Origin of the sequence: Streptomyces fagopyri, assembly GCF_009498275.1 — a bacterium.
Classification (GTDB): Bacteria; Actinomycetota; Actinomycetes; order Streptomycetales; family Streptomycetaceae; genus Streptomyces; species Streptomyces fagopyri.
The window spans coordinates 3,471,724-3,489,944 of record NZ_CP045643.1 but is presented as its reverse complement, the minus strand read 5'-3'; the positions used below and the strand labels follow the sequence as shown (position 1 = coordinate 3,489,944).

15 protein-coding genes and 2 tRNA genes are annotated in these 18,221 nt (G+C 70.0%); 12 read left to right on the top strand and 5 right to left on the bottom strand.

What is annotated here, in order from left to right:
- Positions 1-31: 31 nt before the first annotated feature.
- Genes GFH48_RS14860 through GFH48_RS14850 form a run of 3 tightly spaced genes read left to right on the top strand, consistent with a single transcriptional unit; the run spans position 32 to position 3,166 of the window.
- Complete coding sequence (locus tag GFH48_RS14860; protein WP_153288731.1) at positions 32-1,702, top strand: TerD family protein; 1,671 nt, start codon at positions 32-34, stop codon at positions 1,700-1,702.
- Between the two features lie 11 nt (positions 1,703-1,713).
- Positions 1,714-2,394 carry an AIM24 family protein gene (locus GFH48_RS14855; RefSeq protein WP_153288730.1) on the top strand — a complete coding sequence of 227 codons (681 nt, stop codon included), beginning with the start codon at positions 1,714-1,716 and terminating at the stop codon, positions 2,392-2,394.
- A gap of 16 nt (positions 2,395-2,410) precedes the next feature.
- Positions 2,411-3,166 (top strand): AIM24 family protein, encoded by a 756-nt coding sequence (locus GFH48_RS14850; protein ID WP_153288729.1) that lies wholly within the window; start codon positions 2,411-2,413, stop codon positions 3,164-3,166.
- Positions 3,167-3,250: 84 nt separating this feature from the next.
- On the opposite strand, the gene GFH48_RS14845 is transcribed toward GFH48_RS14850, so the two are convergent.
- Complete coding sequence (locus GFH48_RS14845; RefSeq protein WP_153288728.1) at positions 3,251-3,778, bottom strand: NUDIX hydrolase; 528 nt, start codon at positions 3,776-3,778, stop codon at positions 3,251-3,253.
- Positions 3,775-5,235, bottom strand: coding sequence for a zinc-dependent metalloprotease (locus tag GFH48_RS14840; protein WP_153288727.1), 1,461 nt, complete (start codon positions 5,233-5,235; stop codon positions 3,775-3,777). Before GFH48_RS14840 ends, GFH48_RS14845 begins: the two co-directional genes overlap by 4 nt.
- Before the next feature lie 192 nt (positions 5,236-5,427).
- Between GFH48_RS14840 and GFH48_RS14835 the strand changes: the two genes are divergently transcribed.
- From GFH48_RS14835 to GFH48_RS14820, 4 genes are all read left to right on the top strand, one after another.
- Positions 5,428-6,543, top strand: coding sequence for an SDR family oxidoreductase (locus GFH48_RS14835; protein ID WP_153288726.1), 1,116 nt, complete (start codon positions 5,428-5,430; stop codon positions 6,541-6,543).
- 282 nt (positions 6,544-6,825) lie between these two features.
- A complete protein-coding gene (locus GFH48_RS14830) occupies positions 6,826-7,287 on the top strand; it encodes a molybdenum cofactor biosynthesis protein MoaE (RefSeq protein WP_153288725.1) in 462 nt (153 codons plus the stop codon).
- A gap of 184 nt (positions 7,288-7,471) precedes the next feature.
- Positions 7,472-7,678 carry a hypothetical protein gene (locus tag GFH48_RS14825; protein ID WP_153288724.1) on the top strand — a complete coding sequence of 69 codons (207 nt, stop codon included), beginning with the start codon at positions 7,472-7,474 and terminating at the stop codon, positions 7,676-7,678.
- An 85-nt stretch (positions 7,679-7,763) separates the two neighbouring features.
- Positions 7,764-8,858 carry a YlbL family protein gene (locus GFH48_RS14820; RefSeq protein WP_153288723.1) on the top strand — a complete coding sequence of 365 codons (1,095 nt, stop codon included), beginning with the start codon at positions 7,764-7,766 and terminating at the stop codon, positions 8,856-8,858.
- Positions 8,859-8,893: 35 nt separating this feature from the next.
- Here the strand turns inward: GFH48_RS14820 and GFH48_RS14815 are convergent, their stop codons facing one another.
- Positions 8,894-9,436, bottom strand: a complete 543-nt coding sequence (locus GFH48_RS14815) for a PPA1309 family protein (RefSeq protein WP_153288722.1) — start codon at positions 9,434-9,436, stop codon at positions 8,894-8,896.
- A 162-nt stretch (positions 9,437-9,598) separates the two neighbouring features.
- Between GFH48_RS14815 and GFH48_RS14810 the strand changes: the two genes are divergently transcribed.
- From GFH48_RS14810 to GFH48_RS14795, 4 genes are all read left to right on the top strand, one after another.
- Entirely contained in the window at positions 9,599-12,562 is a 2,964-nt protein-coding gene (locus GFH48_RS14810; RefSeq protein ID WP_153292915.1) for a UPF0182 family membrane protein, read from the top strand.
- 42 nt (positions 12,563-12,604) lie between these two features.
- Positions 12,605-12,678, top strand: a tRNA-Met gene (locus GFH48_RS14805).
- 294 nt (positions 12,679-12,972) lie between these two features.
- Positions 12,973-14,805: a tetratricopeptide repeat protein gene (locus GFH48_RS14800; protein WP_153288721.1), complete on the top strand. Its 1,833-nt coding sequence runs from the start codon at positions 12,973-12,975 to the stop codon at positions 14,803-14,805.
- 176 nt (positions 14,806-14,981) lie between these two features.
- Positions 14,982-15,055 (top strand) — tRNA-Met (locus GFH48_RS14795).
- A 122-nt stretch (positions 15,056-15,177) separates the two neighbouring features.
- Here GFH48_RS14795 and GFH48_RS14790 read toward each other — a convergent pair.
- Positions 15,178-15,594, bottom strand: coding sequence for a Fur family transcriptional regulator (locus GFH48_RS14790; RefSeq protein WP_153288720.1), 417 nt, complete (start codon positions 15,592-15,594; stop codon positions 15,178-15,180).
- 126 nt (positions 15,595-15,720) lie between these two features.
- Here GFH48_RS14790 and GFH48_RS14785 point away from each other — a divergent pair, with 126 nt between their 5' ends.
- Positions 15,721-17,193 (top strand): catalase, encoded by a 1,473-nt coding sequence (locus tag GFH48_RS14785; RefSeq protein WP_153292914.1) that lies wholly within the window; start codon positions 15,721-15,723, stop codon positions 17,191-17,193.
- A 95-nt stretch (positions 17,194-17,288) separates the two neighbouring features.
- Here the strand turns inward: GFH48_RS14785 and GFH48_RS14780 are convergent, their stop codons facing one another.
- Positions 17,289-17,681, bottom strand: coding sequence for a CBS domain-containing protein (locus GFH48_RS14780; protein WP_153288719.1), 393 nt, complete (start codon positions 17,679-17,681; stop codon positions 17,289-17,291).
- Positions 17,682-18,221: the final 540 nt, after the last annotated feature.

Below are 18,221 nucleotides of genomic sequence, written 5' to 3'. Positions count from 1 at the left end.
TCGCATTCGGGATGGGGGACGGTCGTTACGCATGGCCAGGGAATTCCAACGCGGCCACAAGGCCAGAATCAGTGACCTCACCGCGGGCACCGATCTGTACGTGGGTGTGCAGATCACCGGCCCCGGACTGACCTTCGACATCAGTTGCTTCGGTCTGGACGCCGACGAACGGCTTTCGGACGACCGGTACTTCGTCTTCTTCAACCAGCCGAAGACCCCCGAGGAATCCGTCCAGCTCCTTGGCGCCCAGTCGGGTGACACGGAGTCCTTCCGTGTCACCCTCGACCGGATCCCGGCGCAGATCCAGAAGCTGTCGTTCACGGCGACGCTCGACGGGACCGGACAGATGTCCCAGATCGCCCCGGGATATCTCCGCGTCGTCGCGGGTGGCGAGGAGGTGGCCCGGTACTCGTTCACCGGCGCGGAGTTCTCCACCGAGCGTGCCGTGATGCTGGGCGACTTCTACCTGAAGGACGTCTGGCGCTTCGCCGCCGTGGGACAGGGTTTCGACGGCGGTCTCGACGCGCTGCTGAAGAACTTCGGCGGTGAGGTCGCCGACGAGGAGCCCGCCGCGCAGCCGCCGCAGGGCGTTGCCGCGCCCTCGTTCTCGCCTCCCACCCAGGTGGGCGCGGCGCCCGCGTTCGGAGCGCCGGCCCCCGCCGCGCAGGGGTTCACGCCGCCGCACGCCCCGTCCGCGCCGTCGGTGCACGCCGCGCCGACCATCATCGCGCCGCTGCACAGCCCGCCCGGCGGCACCGTGCCGCCGCCGGGTCCCGCCCCGTACGCGCAGCCGCCCGGTCCGCCCGGTCCGCCCGGTCCGCCGCCGGGCTACGGCGGGCAGCCTCCCGGGCAGAGCGCCCCCATGCCGCCCGGTTACGGCCAGCAGGCCCCGCCGGCGCCGCCCGGATACGGGCAGCAGGCTCCGCCGGCACCTCCCGGTTACGGGCAGCAGCCGTCGTACGGACAGGTCCCGGGGCAGTACCCCGGACAGCCCGGCGCGCCCTCCCCGTACGGTGTTCCCCAAGGCGCTCCGCAGGGCGGGGCCGGTGTGGCCGCCGCGCTGGGCGCGTTCAAGGAGACACCCACCGGACAGCGGTGGACGCAGCAGAACAAGAAGCTCATCCGCGTCGACCTCGGCATCGGCGACCAGCCCGTGCTGGCCCGCCAGGGCAGCATGGTGCTCTACCAGGGCAAGGTCGATTTCAGCTACAAGGGCGCCGGGTTCGCCGGACGGATCGTGGGCAACGCGACCGGGCAGGAGATGCAGCTGATGCGCTGCTCGGGCCGTGGTCAGGTGTTCCTCGCCGAGAACGCCACCCATGTGCACCCCATCGAACTCCAGGGCGACGCGATCTGTGTGTCCTCCGAGAACGTCCTCGCCTTCGACGAGACGCTCCAGTACGAGGTACGCAGGATCGAGGGCCACGGCATTCCCGGGGGCGCGCTGTTCACCATGCAGTTCCAGGGGACCGGCACGGTCGTGGTGAAGACCCACGGCGCGCCCGTCGTGCTGCCCGTGACACCGACGACGTTCGCCGACTGCAACGCCGTCGTCGCGTGGTCGGCGGCCTCCCAGGTGATCGTCTCCAGTCAGGTGCGGATGCGGCGCAACGCCTACCCGGGCGACACGGGGGAGAGCGTGAACCTTCAGTTCCGCGGCGCTCCCGGCAATTTCATCGTCGTCCAGCCGTACGAGGTCTGAGGGAGCCCGTCATGAACCAGCCACTTACGGGCTACGCCCCGGCACCCGTCACCGCCCGCATGGAGAACCACGGCAATCACATGCTGAAGGTCGCCATGCAGACCGGAAGCGACCTCTTCGCGCGCGTCGGCTCGATGGTCGCCTACGAGGGCTTCGTCCAGTACGAGCCCAACCCGCCCGCGGTCCGGCAGATCGCGCGGGACTGGATGACCGGCGAGGGCGCGCCCCTCATGAGGTGCCACGGCGACGGTCTGCTGTATCTCGCCGACTACGGGGCGAACGTCGTCGTCATCAACCTCAACGGGGACGCGATCTCCGTGAACGCCACCAACCTGCTCGCCTTCGACGCGCACCTCACCTGGGGCGTCGAGCGCGTCAAGGGGCTCGCCAAGTTCGCCGGCCAGGGCCTGTGGAACACCAAGATCTCCGGCCAGGGCTGGGTCGCGCTGACCTCCCGCGGGGAACCGATCGTGGTCGACTGCGGGGGCGGCGAGGACGAGACCTACGTCGATCCGGACGCGCTGGTCGCCTGGTCCCCGAACCTCAAGGTGAAGGGCAAGCGCAGCTTCAAGGCACAGTCGCTGATCGGCCGCGGCAGCGGCGAGGCGTACCAGATGGCGTTCTCCGGGCAGGGCATCGTCGTCGTCCAGCCCAGCGAGGACAGCACCGACCGCCTCCGGATCCGGGGCTGAGGGGGAGCAGGACATCATGCAGAGCCCGCTTTTCGGCTACAACGAACAGCAGACCCAGGAGCGCTACAGCCTGCAGAACTCGCAGATGCTGCGGGTCGTCATGGAGGGCCACGACGACATCCTGGCCCGCAAGGGCACGATGGTCGCCTACCAGGGGCTCGTCGAGTTCGACGCCGAGTACCAGAACAACAGCCAGCACCGCGCGCGTGCGTACACCGGTGAGGGACTTGACCTGATGCGCTGCCACGGGCAGGGGACGGTCTACCTCGCGAACCTCGCCCAGCACGTGCATGTGGTCGACGTGGACCAGGACGGCCTCACCGTCGACAGCAGCTATGTGCTGGCCATGGACTCCGCGCTGCACCACGAGGTGATCGCCGTGGACAGTCAGTACGGCATCTCCGGATCCGGCAAGTACCAGCTCAACATCACCGGACGCGGCAAGGTCGCCCTGATGACCTCGGGGGCGCCGCTGATGATGCAGGTCACGCCCGACAAGTACGTCAACTGCGACGCCGACGCCATCGTCGCGTGGTCCACCGGCCTGCGGGTGCAGATGCAGGCGCAGACGCACTCCTCCGGGGTGTGGCGGCGGCGCGGCAACACCGGCGAGGGCTGGGAGCTCAGCTTCATGGGCCAGGGGTACGCGCTCGTCCAGCCCAGCGAGATGCTGCCGCCGCAGAACGCGGCGATCGGCCAGGGACTGCGTGCCCAGTACGGCATGGGACAGCAGGGCGTCCACGCACAGAACCAGGGCAACGCCTGGAGCTGAGCGACGGACCGGCAGGAGCGACGGTAAGGGGCGACCGCCCGGGCGGTCGCCCCTTACGCGTGTCTCAGGCGGAGGGCCCCGGTCTCAGACCGAGAGCCTCGCGCGGGTCGCGTCCAGCAGGCGCACGACCGACGCGTCGGCCACCTCCGCGACCTCGTCGTAGCGGAACCAGCGCAGGTCGAGGGACTCGTCACTGATCGCCGCCACGGACCCGGCCGGGGCCAGCGCGGCGTACTGGACGTCCAGGTGCCAGTTGCACGGCGCCGGGATGGCGTGCCGGTCCAGGGTCACGGGACCGCCCGGCAGCAGCGTCAGACCCTCGATGCCGGACTCCTCGGCCGCCTCGCGCCGCGCGGCCGACGCCAGCGTCGGGTCACCCGGCTCGCAGTGGCCGCCCATCTGAAGCCACATCCGCAACTTGCGGTGCAGCGTCAGCAGGACACGGCCGCCCTCGGGGTCCACGACCAGCGCGCTCGCCGTGACATGCCCCGCCGTGCACGACTTCCACATGCCGTCCGGGTGCGCGGACAGGTGGTCCAGATACACCTGCCGCAGCTCTTCCTGGCCCTCGTAACCCTTCAGTACGAGGACCGCGTCGTCGTGGAGGGTCACTCGGCGCCGTCGCTCTTGCCGTCGACGCCGCCGTCGCCGTCCTGGTCGTCCCGGCCTGGCTTGCCGTCGTCCTTCGTCAGGTTCGGCCGTTCGGCGGAACCCGACGCCGCCTCGCCGAGCATCTTGTCGAGCTCGGAGAAGTCCAGCTGCTCGCGGTGCACGAAGCCGTCCGGGTCGTCCAGGTCGGACGCGTTCGGCAGCATGTCCGGGTGGGCCCACAGGCCGTCCCGGCCGTCGACACCGCGCGCGTCGGTGAGCGAGGCCCACAGCCGGGAGGCGTCCCGCAGCCTGCGCGGGCGCAGCTCCAGGCCGATGAGCGTGGCGAACGTCTGCTCGGCGGGACCGCCCGTCGCCCGGCGGCGGCGCAGCGTCTCGCGCAACGCGTCCGCGGACGTCAGGCGCGGCTTCGCGGCCGCGTGCACGACCGCGTCGACCCAGCCCTCGACGAGTGCGAGCGCCGTCTCCAGACGGGCCAGCGCGGCCTTCTGCGCGGGCGTGTCCTCCGGCTGGAACATGCCCTGCTGGAGGGCGTCCTGCAACTGCTCCGGGTTCTGCGGGTCGAGCTGGCCGACCACGTCCTCCAGCTTGGCCGTGTCGACCTTGATCCCGCGCGCGTAGCCCTCGACGGCGCCGAAGAGGTGCGAGCGCAGCCACGGCACGTGCGCGAAGAGCCGCTGGTGGGCGGCCTCGCGCAGGGCGAGGTAGAGCCGCACCTCGTCCTCGCTGATGCCGAGGTCCTTGCCGAACGACGCGATGTTCAGCGGCAGCAGCGCGGCCTTGCCGGCCGGGCCGAGCGGCAGGCCGATGTCGGTGGAACCGACGACCTCGCCCGCGAGCACCCCGACGGCCTGCCCGATCTGCGTGCCGAACATGGCGCCGCCCATGGAGCGCATCATGCCGATGAGCGGGCCCGCCATGGCCTGCATCTCCTCCGGCAGGACGTCGCCCATGGCCGCGCCGACGCGCTCGGCGACCGGGTCCACGAGCTCCTTCCACACCGGCAGGGTCGCCTCGACCCACTCCGCGCGGCTCCAGGCCACGGCGGTGCCTGCGCCGGACGGCAGGGAGGTCGCGTCGTCCAGCCACAGATCGGCCAGACGGACGGCCTCCTGGACCGCGGTGCGCTCGGCGGGGCCGACACTCGCGTCCTTGGTGCCGTCGGAGGTGCCCTGGGAGACCGTCTGGCGGGCGATCTGCTTGGCCATGTCCCAGTTCACCGGGCCGCCCTCGTACGAGAGCATCTGGCCCAGCTGCTGGAACGCGGCGCCCAGGTCGTTGGGGTTCATGGAGCCGAACATGGCTGCGAGCGGATTGTCGGCGCCGGGACCGCCGGCTCCGGGCGGCCCGAAACCGAACGGTCCCTGACCACCACCGCTCTGCTGGTCCTTCTTCTTGCCCTCGTCGCCGTTCTCCGGCTCCTCCGGCGGAAGGCCGAATCCGAATGGGGTGTCACTCACGGGGTTCCTCGGCTGGTTAGGGCCGCCGGTTCGTTCCGACGGCGGCTGCCCGACAACACCACCCAGCGTAGACACCACAACCCGATCGGGGCTCGGTGCTTCGCCGACTCTTGGCCTGCGGCAGGATGGATGCCACCTGGTACGGACGCGTCACGCGCGTCCGTTACTGAAGACAACCGCTGGAGACGCCCGGTGAGTTCCCCAGATCCACAGGTTCGCGCAGCGCGAAACCACTCAACCAGCCCGCTCCCGCGCGGGCCCGTCGTCGCGGTCACCGGAGCCGCGTCCGGCGTGGGCGCGATGCTCACCGAGCGGCTCGCCGCCAGTGAGGAGATCAAGCAGGTCATCGCCATGGACGAGCGCCGTGGCGAGTGCGCGGGCGCCCAGTGGTACATCCTCGACGTGCGCGACCCGGCGATCGCGGAGAAGCTGCGCGGAGCCGACGTCGTGGTGCATCTCGCACTCGATCTCGACCTGGAGACGGACGCGGCCGCCCGTACGGCCTACAACGTCCGGGGGACGCAGACCGTACTCACGGCCGCCGCCGCGGCCGGGGTGCACCGGGTCGTGCTGTGCACCTCCGCGATGGTGTACGGGGCGCTGCCCGACAACGAGCTGCCGCTCTCCGAGGACGCCGAGCTGCGGGCGACCGCCGAGGCGACCGGGGTGGGCGACCTCCTGGAGATCGAGCGGCTCGCGCGGCGGGCTCCCCGCGCGCACCCCGGGCTCAATGTCACCGTCGTGCGCCCCGGAGTGCTGGTCGGTGGCGGTACCGACACCGCGCTGACCAGGTATTTCGAGTCGCCGCGGCTCCTTGTGGTGGCCGGGTCCCGGCCCGCCTGGCAGTTCTGCCACGTCGAGGACCTGTGCAGTGCCCTGGAGTACGCCGTTCTGGAGAAGGTGGACGGGGAGCTGGCCGTCGGGTGCGACGGGTGGCTGGAGCAGGAAGAGGTCGAGGAGCTGAGCGGGATCCGGCGGATGGAGCTGCCCTCCGCCGTCGCCCTGGGCGCGGCGGCCCGGCTTCACCGGATCGGGCTCACCCCCTCACCGGCCGGTGACCTGGCCTACACGATGTACCCCTGGGTGGTGAGCGGCAGCCGGCTGCACGACGCCGGGTGGCGGCCGCGGTGGACCAACGAGGAGGTCCTCGCGGAGCTGCTGGAGGAGGTCGCAGGGCGGCACACGGTGGCCGGGCGGCGGCTGGGCCGCAAGGACGCGACGGCGGCGGGGGCCGCGGGAGCGACGGTGGCGTTGCTCGGCACGGCGGCGATCGTACGCAGGGCGCGGAAGGCCCGGCGCAGGATCTGAACCGGACGGGACGGCAGAACACGAGCAGGACGGCAGGACGGCAGGGCGGCAGGACGGAGAGGTGGGCCCCTGAGGGCCGCGCCCGGGACACGCGCCCCCGGACACGCGCGACGAGAGCCGCCGCGGGCGCGCCCGGCCGTCCGCGCCCGGCCGTCCGCGCCTCCCTGGAGGAGGCCACTTCCTTGAGGAGGCCTCTGCCTGTAGGACGCTCCAAAGGGTCCCGCGCCGGTACCGGGGGAAACGCGTATTCCTCGGTACCGAGGGGTGCGGCACGATGGGGGCATGGCACCTGACTTTGAACATCCCGGAGAGCGGGCGGCGCAGGATCCCGTCCGGCTGGTGGCGGTCCGTGACGAACCGCTCTCCCTTGACGAGGTCTTCCGGGCCGTCGGGGACGACGCCGCCGGAGGGACCGCGCTGTTCGTGGGCACCGTGCGGGACCACGACGGCGGTGCCGACGTCGCGGGACTGGGGTATTCGAGCCACCCCAGTGCCGAGGCGGAGATCCGCAGGATCGCCGAGAAAGTGGTCGCCGAGTACCCCGTACGGGCGCTGGCCGCCGTGCACCGCGTCGGAGACCTGGCCGTCGGGGACCTCGCGGTCGTCGTCGCCGTGTCGTGTCCGCACCGCGCCGAGGCCTTCGCGGCGTGCCGCAGACTGATCGACGATCTCAAGCACGAGGTGCCCATCTGGAAGCATCAGAAATTCTCCGACGGCACGGAGGAATGGGTCGGAGCCTGCTGAGGAACACCGTCCCGAGCAGGGACGAAGCCCTGAGGTGGCGCCGACGCGGCCACGGAAGGAGCACACCCGTCCTCCGCGCGTGCTCGGGTTGCGTAACCGACCCCCTGGCGTGAGCGTTAACACTGCGAATGGTTAATCTGCTGATCAGTCAGTTGCGGTCGCTCGTTGGGGTTGGGAGGTCGGCATGGCGTCGCTCGCCTGGTTGCTGATTCCGCTGTTGGCCGCGATCGGTGCCGGACTGTGGGGAAGTTGGGCCGGCCGGAATCGCAAGACGGCCGGAGACGGCGTCGAGCTCGAGGGCTACGCCCGTTTCCGTGCGGCCATGGAGCGGTCCGAAGCCGTCACGCCACGGTCCGAGACCCTGGAGAAGTCCCCCTCCGACGCGGTCTGAGGGCGCGGCGCCCCCGTACGCGGCCGAGGCCCCGTACGGGCGGCCCCGACGGTGCGCTGACAGCACGGTCCCGTACTGTCGAGACATGCCACGCCGCACCGCGACGATGCTCGCCTCCACTCTGATCCTGATCGCGCTCCTGTGCGCGGGAGTGTTCATCCCCGTGCCGTACTCGGAGATGTCACCGGGACCGACGGTGAACACGCTGGGCGACCACGAGGGCGAGCCGGTGCTGCAGATCTCCGGGCGCAAGACGTATCCGACCACCGGACACCTGAACATGACCACCGTCCGGGTGACCAGCGCCGACTACCGGATGAACCTGATCGAGGCCGTCTACGGCTGGCTGGCGCACGACAACAAGATCGTCCCGCACGACACGCTCTACCCCGACGGGAAGACCGAGGAGCAGTCGACCCAGGAGAACGCCGAGGAGTTCAGCCAGTCCCAGGAGAGCGCCAAGGTCGCGGCCCTGAAGGAGCTGAACATCCCGGTGAAGTCCTGGGTGATCGTCTCCACGGTCGTCAAGGGCTCCCCGGCCGAGGGACGCCTGCACGCCGGAGACGTGATCAAGAAGGTCGACGGTACGGCGGTCAAGGCGCCCGACGACGTCGCGAAGCTGGTCACCCGCCACAAGCCCGGCGAGAAGGTCGTCTTCACGGTCGTGCCCGCCAAGGAGCAGGCCGCCGCGGAGAAGGCGAACAAGACGGCGACCGAGACGCAGGACGTCACGATCACCACGGCGAAGTCCGCCGACAAGGGCGCGGCCCGCGCCATCGTCGGCATCTCGGCCGGAACGGACCACACCTTCCCGTTCACCATCGACATCAAGCTCGCCGACGTCGGCGGACCGAGCGCCGGCCTGATGTTCGCGCTCGGCATCGTGGACAAGCTGACCCCGGACAACCTCACCGGCGGCAAGTTCGTGGCCGGCACCGGCACCATCGACGACGGCGGCACCGTCGGCCCGATCGGCGGCATCGAGATGAAGACGGTCGGCGCGCGCGAGAAGGGCGCCCAGTACTTCCTGACGCCCAAGGACAACTGCGCGGCCGCCGCCAAGGACACCCCCGAGGGGCTCACGCTCGTCAAGGTCAACACCATCGACGACGCGATGAGCGCCCTCAAGGACATCAAATCCGGCAAGACGGCCGACCTGCCGAAGTGCACGGCCAAGTAGAGCGGCCGGTCCGCACCGCGGAGTAGCCCCCGGAGCTACTCCGCGAACGTCGCCGACAGCGCCTCGGCGAGCCCCGGCACCAGGCCCGCCCCCGTCAGCACCTCCGTCGCCGCGTCCTTCTCGCGCAGCCGCAGCGCCGAGTCACGGGTGCCGTCGCGCAGGACGCCGACCGTCATCCGTACCTCCTGGCGGTCCGGATGCTCGGCGACCCACTTCGCGAGCTTCTTGTCGCTCAGCCCCTCCGGAACGGAGGCCTCCGCGGACGGCGGCAGCATCAGCCGCTCCACGGTCAGCGCACAGCCGACCACGGCGTCGGGCCAGGCGATGGTGCCGAGGAACTCGTCCAGCGGCTTGCCGGCAGGGATCTCGTCCTGCTCGACGGGGGTGAGAGCGGTGCTCTCGGGCTCGTCCTGCAGTCCGAGCTGGGCCGCGAGGCCGGGTTCCTGGGTGCGCAGTCGTGCGGTGTCTACGAGGGCGAAGAGGCGGGCGGGCTGGTCCCAGCCGAGGCCTGAGGCGTACTCGTCGATCTCGAGTACGACCCGGGTGAGCGGGCTCGCTGCCATGGGAGTGTTGGACATGGTCACAATCCTGCCTCGTTAGTACCCGGAAGCGGGAACCGAGTAAAGCGTGAGTAAGTTGCATAGGTGAGGCTCCACGATCACGGAGCCTGATGGATGGTCCGCTTTCACGGGGCCTGACGGATCAACAGCGACTTCGAGGTGCGCACCTTGGCTTTCCAGATGCCGGACCGCGGTGGAGGCCCGACGGGGCCACGGATGAGAGTGGGCCGACCCTCCCGGCGTGTCCGGACCCTGCTCATGACCCTGGGCGTGCTGGCCGTGCTGGCCATGGCCTTCGTCATGTTCGCGGGGTTCTGGACGGACTGGCTCTGGTACCGGTCGGTCCACTACTCGTCCGTCTTCACGACGACCCTGTGGACCAAGATCGGACTTTTCTTCGTCTTCGGCCTGCTCATGGCGGCGGCGGTGGGGGTGAACATCTGGCTGGCGCACCGGCTGCGGCCGCCACTGAGCGCCATGTCGATGGAGCAGCAGAGCCTCGACCGCTACCGGATGGGCATCGCGCCCTACAAGAGGTGGCTGCTGCTCGGCGTCACCGCCCTGGTGGGGCTGATCGCGGGCGCGTCCGCGTCCGGCCAGTGGCGCACCTGGCTGATGTGGGTGAACGGAGTCCCCTTCGACCAGAAGGACCCCCAGTTCCACCTCGACGTGTCCTTCTACGCCTTCGACCTGCCCTGGTACCGGTTCCTCCTCGGCTTCGGCTTCGCCGCCGCCGTGCTGTCGCTGATCGCCGCCGCGCTCACGCACTACCTCTACGGAGGACTGCGGATCACCAGCCCGGGGGCGCGTGCCACGGCGGCGGCCACCGGCCACCTCTCGGTGCTCCTCGGTGTCTTCGTCGCGCTGAAGGCGGTCGCCTACTGGCTCGACCGGTACGGACTCGCCGTGAAGTCCAGCGACTTCAAGGCGACCGGGAACTGGACCGGCCTCAGGTACGTCGACGCCAACGCCTACCTGCCCGCCAAGACGATCCTCTTCTGCATCGCCGTCATCTGCGCACTGCTGTTCTTCGCCACCCTGTGGCGGCGCACCTGGCAGCTGCCCGTGATCGGCTTCGGCCTGATGGTGCTCTCCGCGATCCTCATCGGCGGCCTGTACCCGGCGATCGTCCAGAAGTTCCAGGTCCAGCCGAACGAGCAGGCCAAGGAAGCGCCGTACGTCGAGAAGAACCTGAAGGCGACGCGCGAGGCCTACGGCATCGACGGCACCAAGGTCTCGGAGTACGCGGGGACGAGCGGCACCAAGGACAAGACCAAGCTGCGCGATGACGCCGACTCCACGGCGAGCATCCGGATCATGGACCCGAACATCGTCTCCCCGACGTTCCAGCAGCTGCAGCAGATGAGGAACTACTACGCGTTCCCGACCAACCTGGACGTCGACCGCTACAGCAAGGACGGCAAGGACCAGGACACGGTCATCGGGCTGCGTGAGCTGAACCTCAACGGCATTCCGAAGAACAACTGGATCAACGACCACTTCCGCTACACGCACGGCTACGGCGTGGTCGCCGCCAAGGGCACCACGGCGACCGCCGGCGGCCGGCCCGTCTTCACCGAGTCCGACCTGCCGTCCAAGGGCGACCTCGGGACGTACGAGCAGCGCGTCTACTACGGCGAGAAGACCACCCAGTACTCCATCGTCGGCGGTCCCCAGAAGGAGATCGACTACTCCGACGACAGCGGGGAGAAGACGACCAGCTACAAGGGCGGCAGTGGCGTCAGCCTCTCCAGCCCGGTCAACCGTGCCGCGTACGCGGTCGCGTTCGGTGAGCCGCAGATCCTGTACTCGGGCGCGATCGGCGAGGGTTCCCGGATCCTCTACAACCGCACCCCCAAGGACCGTGTCGAGGCCGTGGCGCCCTGGCTGACCATCGACGGCGACGCCTACCCGGCCGTGGTCGACGGCAAGATCCAGTGGATCGTCGACGCGTACACCACGACCAACGGCTATCCGTACGCCTCCCGCACCACCCTCGGTGACACGACGGCCGACTCGCTCACGGCGACCAACAACCAGCGCGCGGTGGTGGCCCAGCAGAACCAGGTCAACTACATCCGCAACTCCGTGAAGGCCACCGTCGACGCGTACACCGGTGACGTCAAGCTCTACCAGTGGGACACCAAGGACCCGGTCCTCAAGACCTGGATGAAGGCGTTCCCGCACACGGTGAAGTCGAAGCAGGACATCTCACCCTCGCTGATGGCCCATCTCCGCTACCCGCAGGACCTGTTCAAGGTCCAGCGGGAACTGCTCACCCGCTACCACGTGAAGGACGCGCAGACGTTCCTCAGCGGCAGCGAGGTGTGGCAGGTCCCCGACGACCCGAGCAACAAGTCGGGCAACGCGGTACCGCCGTACTACCTGAGCATGAAGATGCCCGACCAGCAGGCGCAGGCGTTCTCGCTGACGACGACGTTCACGCCGAACGGCCGGGACAACCTGAGCGCCTTCATGTCGGTCAACGCCGAGGCGGGCACCAGCGACTACGGCAAGATCAGAATCCTGAAACTGCCGACGAGCGAACCCGTCGACGGACCCAAACAGGTCCAGAGCCAGTTCAACTCCGAACAGACCATCGCCGAGTCCATCAGACTCCTCAGCGGCGGCGCCTCGGAGGTCGAGTACGGCAACCTGCTGACGATTCCGCTCGACGGAGGACTGCTCTACGTGGAGCCCGTCTACGTACGGGGTGGTGGACTCAAGTACCCGTTGCTGCGCAAGGTGCTGGTGACCTACGGAGGCAACACCGCCTTCGAGGACACGCTCGACCAAGCCCTCAACAAGGTGTTCGGGGCGGACGTCACGACCACCCCACCGAGCGACACGGGCACCACGAAACCACCGACATCGAGCAACCCCACGGTCCAGCAGGCGCTCGACGACGCCCAGAAGGCCTTCACCGAGGGCCAGGACGCCCTCAAGAAGGGCGACTGGACGGCGTACGGCCAGGCGCAGAAGGACCTTCAGGACGCTCTGAAGAGGGCTGAGGACGCCCAGGACGCGGCCGGCAAGCCCAGCGGCGGCAGCAAGAGCGGCGACAAGGCCGGCGACAAGGGCAGCGACAAGAACGGCAGCCCGAGCGGCACTCCCAGCAGCGACGGGAGCTCCGGGAACAGCTGAACGGAGTCCCCTCCGCGCCGTGGTACGGTTGCAACACAACGGCGCGGGGTGGAGCAGCTCGGTAGCTCGCTGGGCTCATAACCCAGAGGTCGCAGGTTCAAATCCTGTCCCCGCTACTGAAAGGCGAAGGCCCGGATCCTCAAGGATCCGGGCCTTCGTCATGTGCGGTCGCGCACCCCGTGCCCGCGGATGCCACCGCGGTCGCGCGAGGTGCGTGTGCCGGCCGCGTACCGCCGGTACGCGGGGGGCGCACCGGCACCGGTCGGCGACACGCGCGAAGGCTGCGCCATCCGTGGGGAGTTGGGGATTTTGTGTTTCACTTGTCTCTCTGTGGGCATGTCGACAAAACGCTGAAGTGACCTCACTGACTGCGGTATACCAGGTGTGGCCGGGTTGCAGGTGGTGCGACGATGGACGTTATGGGGGACAAGGCAACTCTGTTGGAGACAGGGCGTTTTGTGCAGCCTTCGGACCGGGACGAAACCGGCGAGGCGGCGGAAGAGGCGCGTCAGCGGCTCGCCGCCGAATCCGGCGACGTCGAGGCGATGAGCGTCCTCGGAGCGATGCTGCTGCGCCGCGGCGATCTCGACGCGGCCGAGCCCCAGCTGCGCGCCGCCACCGCCGCCGGTGACCGTGCCGCCGCCAACAACCTGGGCGTCCTTCTGCACCAGCGCGGATACACCGACGACGCCGCGGGATGGTGGCGGATCGCCGCCGTCGCGGGCTCCGCGGCCGCCGCGCACGCCCTCGGCCGCTACCACCGCGAGCGGGGCGACGAGCCCGCCGCCGAGTACTGGCTGCGCCAGTCCGCCGAGCAGGGCCATGCCCTCGGGGCGTACGCGCTCGCCGATCTGCTGGAGCACCGCGGCGACGTCGGCGCCGAGCAGTGGATGCGGGCGGCCGCCGAGCGAGGACACCGCGAGGCGGCGTACCGGCTGGCGCGCACACTCGACCGCAAGGCCGCCGACGCGGGCGAAAGGGGCTCCGACAACGGTGTCAGCGGCGTGCTGGGTGTCATCGGGGCCGCCGGCGAAGAGGCCGAGCAGTGGTACCGGCAGGCCGCCGCGCGCGGGCACCGGCGGGCCGCGCTGCACCTGGGGGCCATCCTGGAGAAGCGCGGCGAGCTCAAGGAGGCCGGACGCTGGTACCTGACGTCCGCCAAGGACGGCGAGGCGCGGGCGGCCTGCGCGCTCGGGTTCCTGCTGCGCGACGCCGGCGACACCGAGAGCGCCGCCGTGTGGTGGCTGCGGGCCGCTCAGGAGGGCGACGGCAACGCCGCGAACGCCCTCGGCGCGCTGCACGCGGAGCGGGGCGAGACCCAGACCGCCGAGCGGTGGTACCGGGCCGCGATGGACGCGGGCGACACCAACGGCGCTTACAACCTCGCGCTGCTCTGCGCCGAACAGGGCCGGACCGCGCAGGCCGAGCAGTGGTACCGGCAGGCCGCGTACGCCGGGCACCGGGAGGCGGCGAACGCCCTGGCCGTCCTGCTGCTCCAGGTCGGGGACGCGGCCGGCGCCGAGCCGTGGTTCTCCAAGGCGGCGGAGGCGGGCAGCGTCGACGCCGCGTTCAACCTGGGAATCCTGCACGCCGGGCGGGGCACCACGGCCGACGACGCCGCGGCGCTGCGCTGGTACGAGCGTGCCGCCGCCGACGGACACACGGAGGCCGCGCTCCAGGTCGGCATCGCCCGGCTGCGGGACGGGGACGAGGTGGCCGCGGAGCGGCATCTGCGCCGCGCGGCGGGCGGTGGCAGCGCGGAGGCCGCGTACCGGCTGGCCTCGGTGCTCGACGCGCGCCGCCCACCCGCGCCGGAGCACGAACTGGGGGAGCCCGCGCACGAGAAGAGCGAGTGCGAGGAGTGGTACGAGCGGGCGGCGTCCCAGGGGCACCGGCGGGCGCAGGTGCGGGTGGGGATGCTCGCGGCGGCGCGAGGGGACGTGGTGGACGCGGCACGGTGGTACCGCGAGGCCGCCGAGGCCGGGTCGCGGAACGGGGCGTTCAATCTCGGGCTGCTGCTCGCCCGGGAGGGGAGTGAGCCGGAGGCCGCGTTGTGGTGGGCCCGGGCGGCGGACGCGGGGCACGGGCGGGCGGCGTTGCGGCTCGCACTCGTGTACGCGCGGCGGGGCGAGCTGGCCGAGGGGCAGCGGTGGGCGGATCGGGCGGTTTCGCTGGGTCCTGCGGAGGTGTCGGAGCGGGCGGCTCGGCTGCGGGACGCGTTGCGGGAGGAGTTGTCCGCGTGACGCTCCGCCGGTGGCCGGTGGCCGGTGGCCGGTGGCGGGTGGCGGGTGGCGGGTGGCGGGGAGGTTCGCCGCTGTCGTTCCGTGCCGCCCCCGAGATGCCGGACGCCCCTGTTCTCAGGCGGTGGGTAAACGATTTGCGCTGGTCCACCCAGGTGACGTAACGTTCAGTTCAACGACGCGGGGTGGAGCAGCTCGGTAGCTCGCTGGGCTCATAACCCAGAGGTCGCAGGTTCAAATCCTGTCCCCGCTACTCAAGGCCTAGGGCCCGGATCTACGGATTCGGGCCCTAGGTGTTTTCCCGGGGTGTGCGACAGGGAAAGCCCCGGCCGCTCTCTCGCGGGCCGGGGCTTCGGTGTGCGTGTGGTGCGGTGGTCAGGCCGCCGCGCAGTTCGGGCACACGCCGCGGTACGTCACCTCGACGTCCGAGACGGCGAAGCCGAAGCGCTCGGAGTCCGGGAGGTCGGCCAGCGGGTTGCCGCCCGGGTGGACGTCGCGGATCGCGCCGCACCGGGCGCAGACCAGATGGTGGTGCGGACGGTGCGCGTTCGGGTCGTAGCGCTTCGCGCGCTTGTCCGTGGCGACTTCCAGCACCTCACCGAGCGAGACCAGCTCACCCAGCGTGTTGTAGACGGTCGCCCGGGAGATCTCCGGCAGCTTGACGACGGCCCGCGCGTGCACCTCGTCGGCCGTCAAGTGGACGTGGTCACCGTCGAGCACCTCGGCCACGACACGCCGCTGTGCGGTCATGCGCCAGCCGCGTCCGCGCAGTCGTTCCAACAGGTCACTCATGCGGAGCAGCCTAACAGCAGGTGAACCAGATCCCGAACGAGTGTGACTTTGGAGGGTTACTTGACTTGGACAATGTCCATTGTAGGATCGAACTCGATACTGGTCAGGGAACAGGTCTGGGCAGGAATGACGCAGGAGGCGCACGTGACGCAGGGACCGCTTACGACGGAGGCCGGCGCGCCGGTGGCCGACAACCAGAACAGCGAGACCGCGGGCGTCGGCGGCCCTGTGCTCGTCCAGGACCAGCTGCTGCTGGAGAAGCTCGCGCACTTCAACCGCGAGCGCATCCCGGAGCGCGTCGTGCACGCCCGGGGCGCCGCCGCCTACGGCACCTTCACGCTCACCCGTGACGTGTCGCGGTGGACGCGCGCGAAGTTCCTGTCCGAGGTCGGCAAGCAGACCGAGACCTTCCTGCGGTTCTCGACCGTGGCCGGAAACCTCGGTTCCGCGGACGCGGTCCGTGACCCCCGCGGCTTCGCGCTGAAGTTCTACACCGAAGAGGGCAACTACGACCTGGTCGGCAACAACACTCCGGTGTTCTTCATCAAGGACGCCATCAAGTTCCCCGACTTCATCCACACGCAGAAGCGCGACCCGTACACCGGTTCACAGGAAGCCGACAACGTGTGGGACTTCTGGGGGCTGTCCCCCGAGTCCACCCACCAGGTCACCTGGCTCTTCGGCGACCGCGGCATCCCGGCCTCCTACCGCCACCTCAACGGGTACGGCTCGCACACGTACCAGTGGAACAACGAGGCCGGCGAGGTCTTCTGGGTCAAGTACCACTTCAAGACCGACCAGGGCATCAAGAACCTGACCACCGAGGAGGCCGTCCGGCTCTCCGGCGTCGACCCCGACTCCCACCAGCGCGACCTGCGCGAGGCCATCGAGCGCGGCGAGTTCCCGTCCTGGACCGTGCAGATCCAGGTCATGCCGGCGGACGACGCGGCGAAGTACCGCTTCAACCCGTTCGACCTCACCAAGGTGTGGCCGCACGAGGACTACCCGCCGATCGAGATCGGCCGGCTGGAGCTCAACCGCAACCCGGAGAACGTCTTCGCCGAGGTGGAGCAGTCGATCTTCTCGCCCGCGCACTTCGTGCCGGGCATCGGTCCCTCGCCCGACAAGATGCTCCAGGGGCGCCTGTTCGCCTACGGTGACGCGCACCGCTACCGCGTCGGCATCAACGCCGACCACCTGCCGGTGAACCGCCCGCGCGCCACCGAGGCGCGTACCAACGCCCGTGACGGCTCCCTGTACGACGGCCGGCACGGGGGCGCCAAGAACTACGAGCCGAACAGCTTCGGCGGCCCGTTCCAGACGGACCGGCCGCTGTGGCAGGCGACCGCCGGTTTCACGGCGGGAACCGGCAACCACGAGGCCCCGGCCCACTCCGAGGACAACGACTTCGTGCAGGCCGGTGACCTCTACCGGCTGATGTCCGAGGACGAGCGGGGCCGTCTGATCGAGAACCTTGCCGGCTTCATCGCCAAGGTCTCCCGTGACGAGATCGCCGAGCGCGCGATCGACAACTTCCGTCGGGCCGACGGAGACTTCGGCAAGCGGCTGGAGGCCGCGGTCCAGGCCCTGCGCGGCTGATCACCAGCACTGGACCGCTTGTCGTCGACGGCGGGCCGGATCTCCTCGGACGACGAGGGGGTCCGGCCCGTCGGCGTGGGCGTTGGGGGACCCGCTCAGGCCGGTACGCGCTGCCTGGCCGGTGCCCAGCAGCGGATGATGTCGCGCACCGAGACGATGCCGACGGGACCGCTGCCGTCGAGCACGATCAGATGGCGGAAACCACCGTGCGACATCGCCGTCGCGGCCTCCTCCAGGGTCCAGACGGGGGCGGCGAAGACGACCTCGGTGGTGGTGTGGGTGTCGGCGGTCTCGGCGTCGGGGTCCTGGCCGAGGGCGAGCGAGTTGAGGATGTCACGTTCCGTGAGGATGCCGAGACCGCCGGCGTCCTCGTCGAGGACGACGGCCGCGCCGACGCGGCGTGCGGACATCAGACGGGCCGCCTGGCGGAGGGTGTGTGCCGGGCCGATGGTGAGGACCACCGTGCTCATGGCGTCGCGGACGAGCATGGAAGGAGCCACCTCCTACGAATCCGTCGAGCTTGCGAGCGGATTCACAAGTTCACAAGTGGGGGGACTCTCAGAGTTGCAGTTAAAGGGACGGTCAACAAGGGGGCGCGTGCCGTGAGATCGGGGGCGCCCGGGGGTTACTCAGAAGCCCCAGGTCGCCCTGGGGTATCCGGGAACCGTCTTCGGTAGCGCTGGTATTGGCGGCCTCCGGCGGCGTTGTGCCGAGCTGGCCGGAGGGCTACACGGTCGCCGTCGTCGCCTGCCGCCATCTGTCGTCGTCGGCCCCCTCGGGCGGCCCGCGGACGGCCCAGGGATACCCCTGGGTTGCGTCCCACCATGTGCGCGGGTCGGTGGGCCGTCCGGTGGCTCGCGACGACTTCCCGGCCAAAGCGGAATTGATGACTCCGTTGCAGGGGACGGCCCGGCTTCTTGCCCTGTCGGCATTCTTGAGTGTCAGTGCAAGTGTCCCGAACCGCCACTTTCTGGCGCGGCGAAGGGCCCCCTTTGCTGAAACCTCAAATCTTGCTCAGGGAAACAATC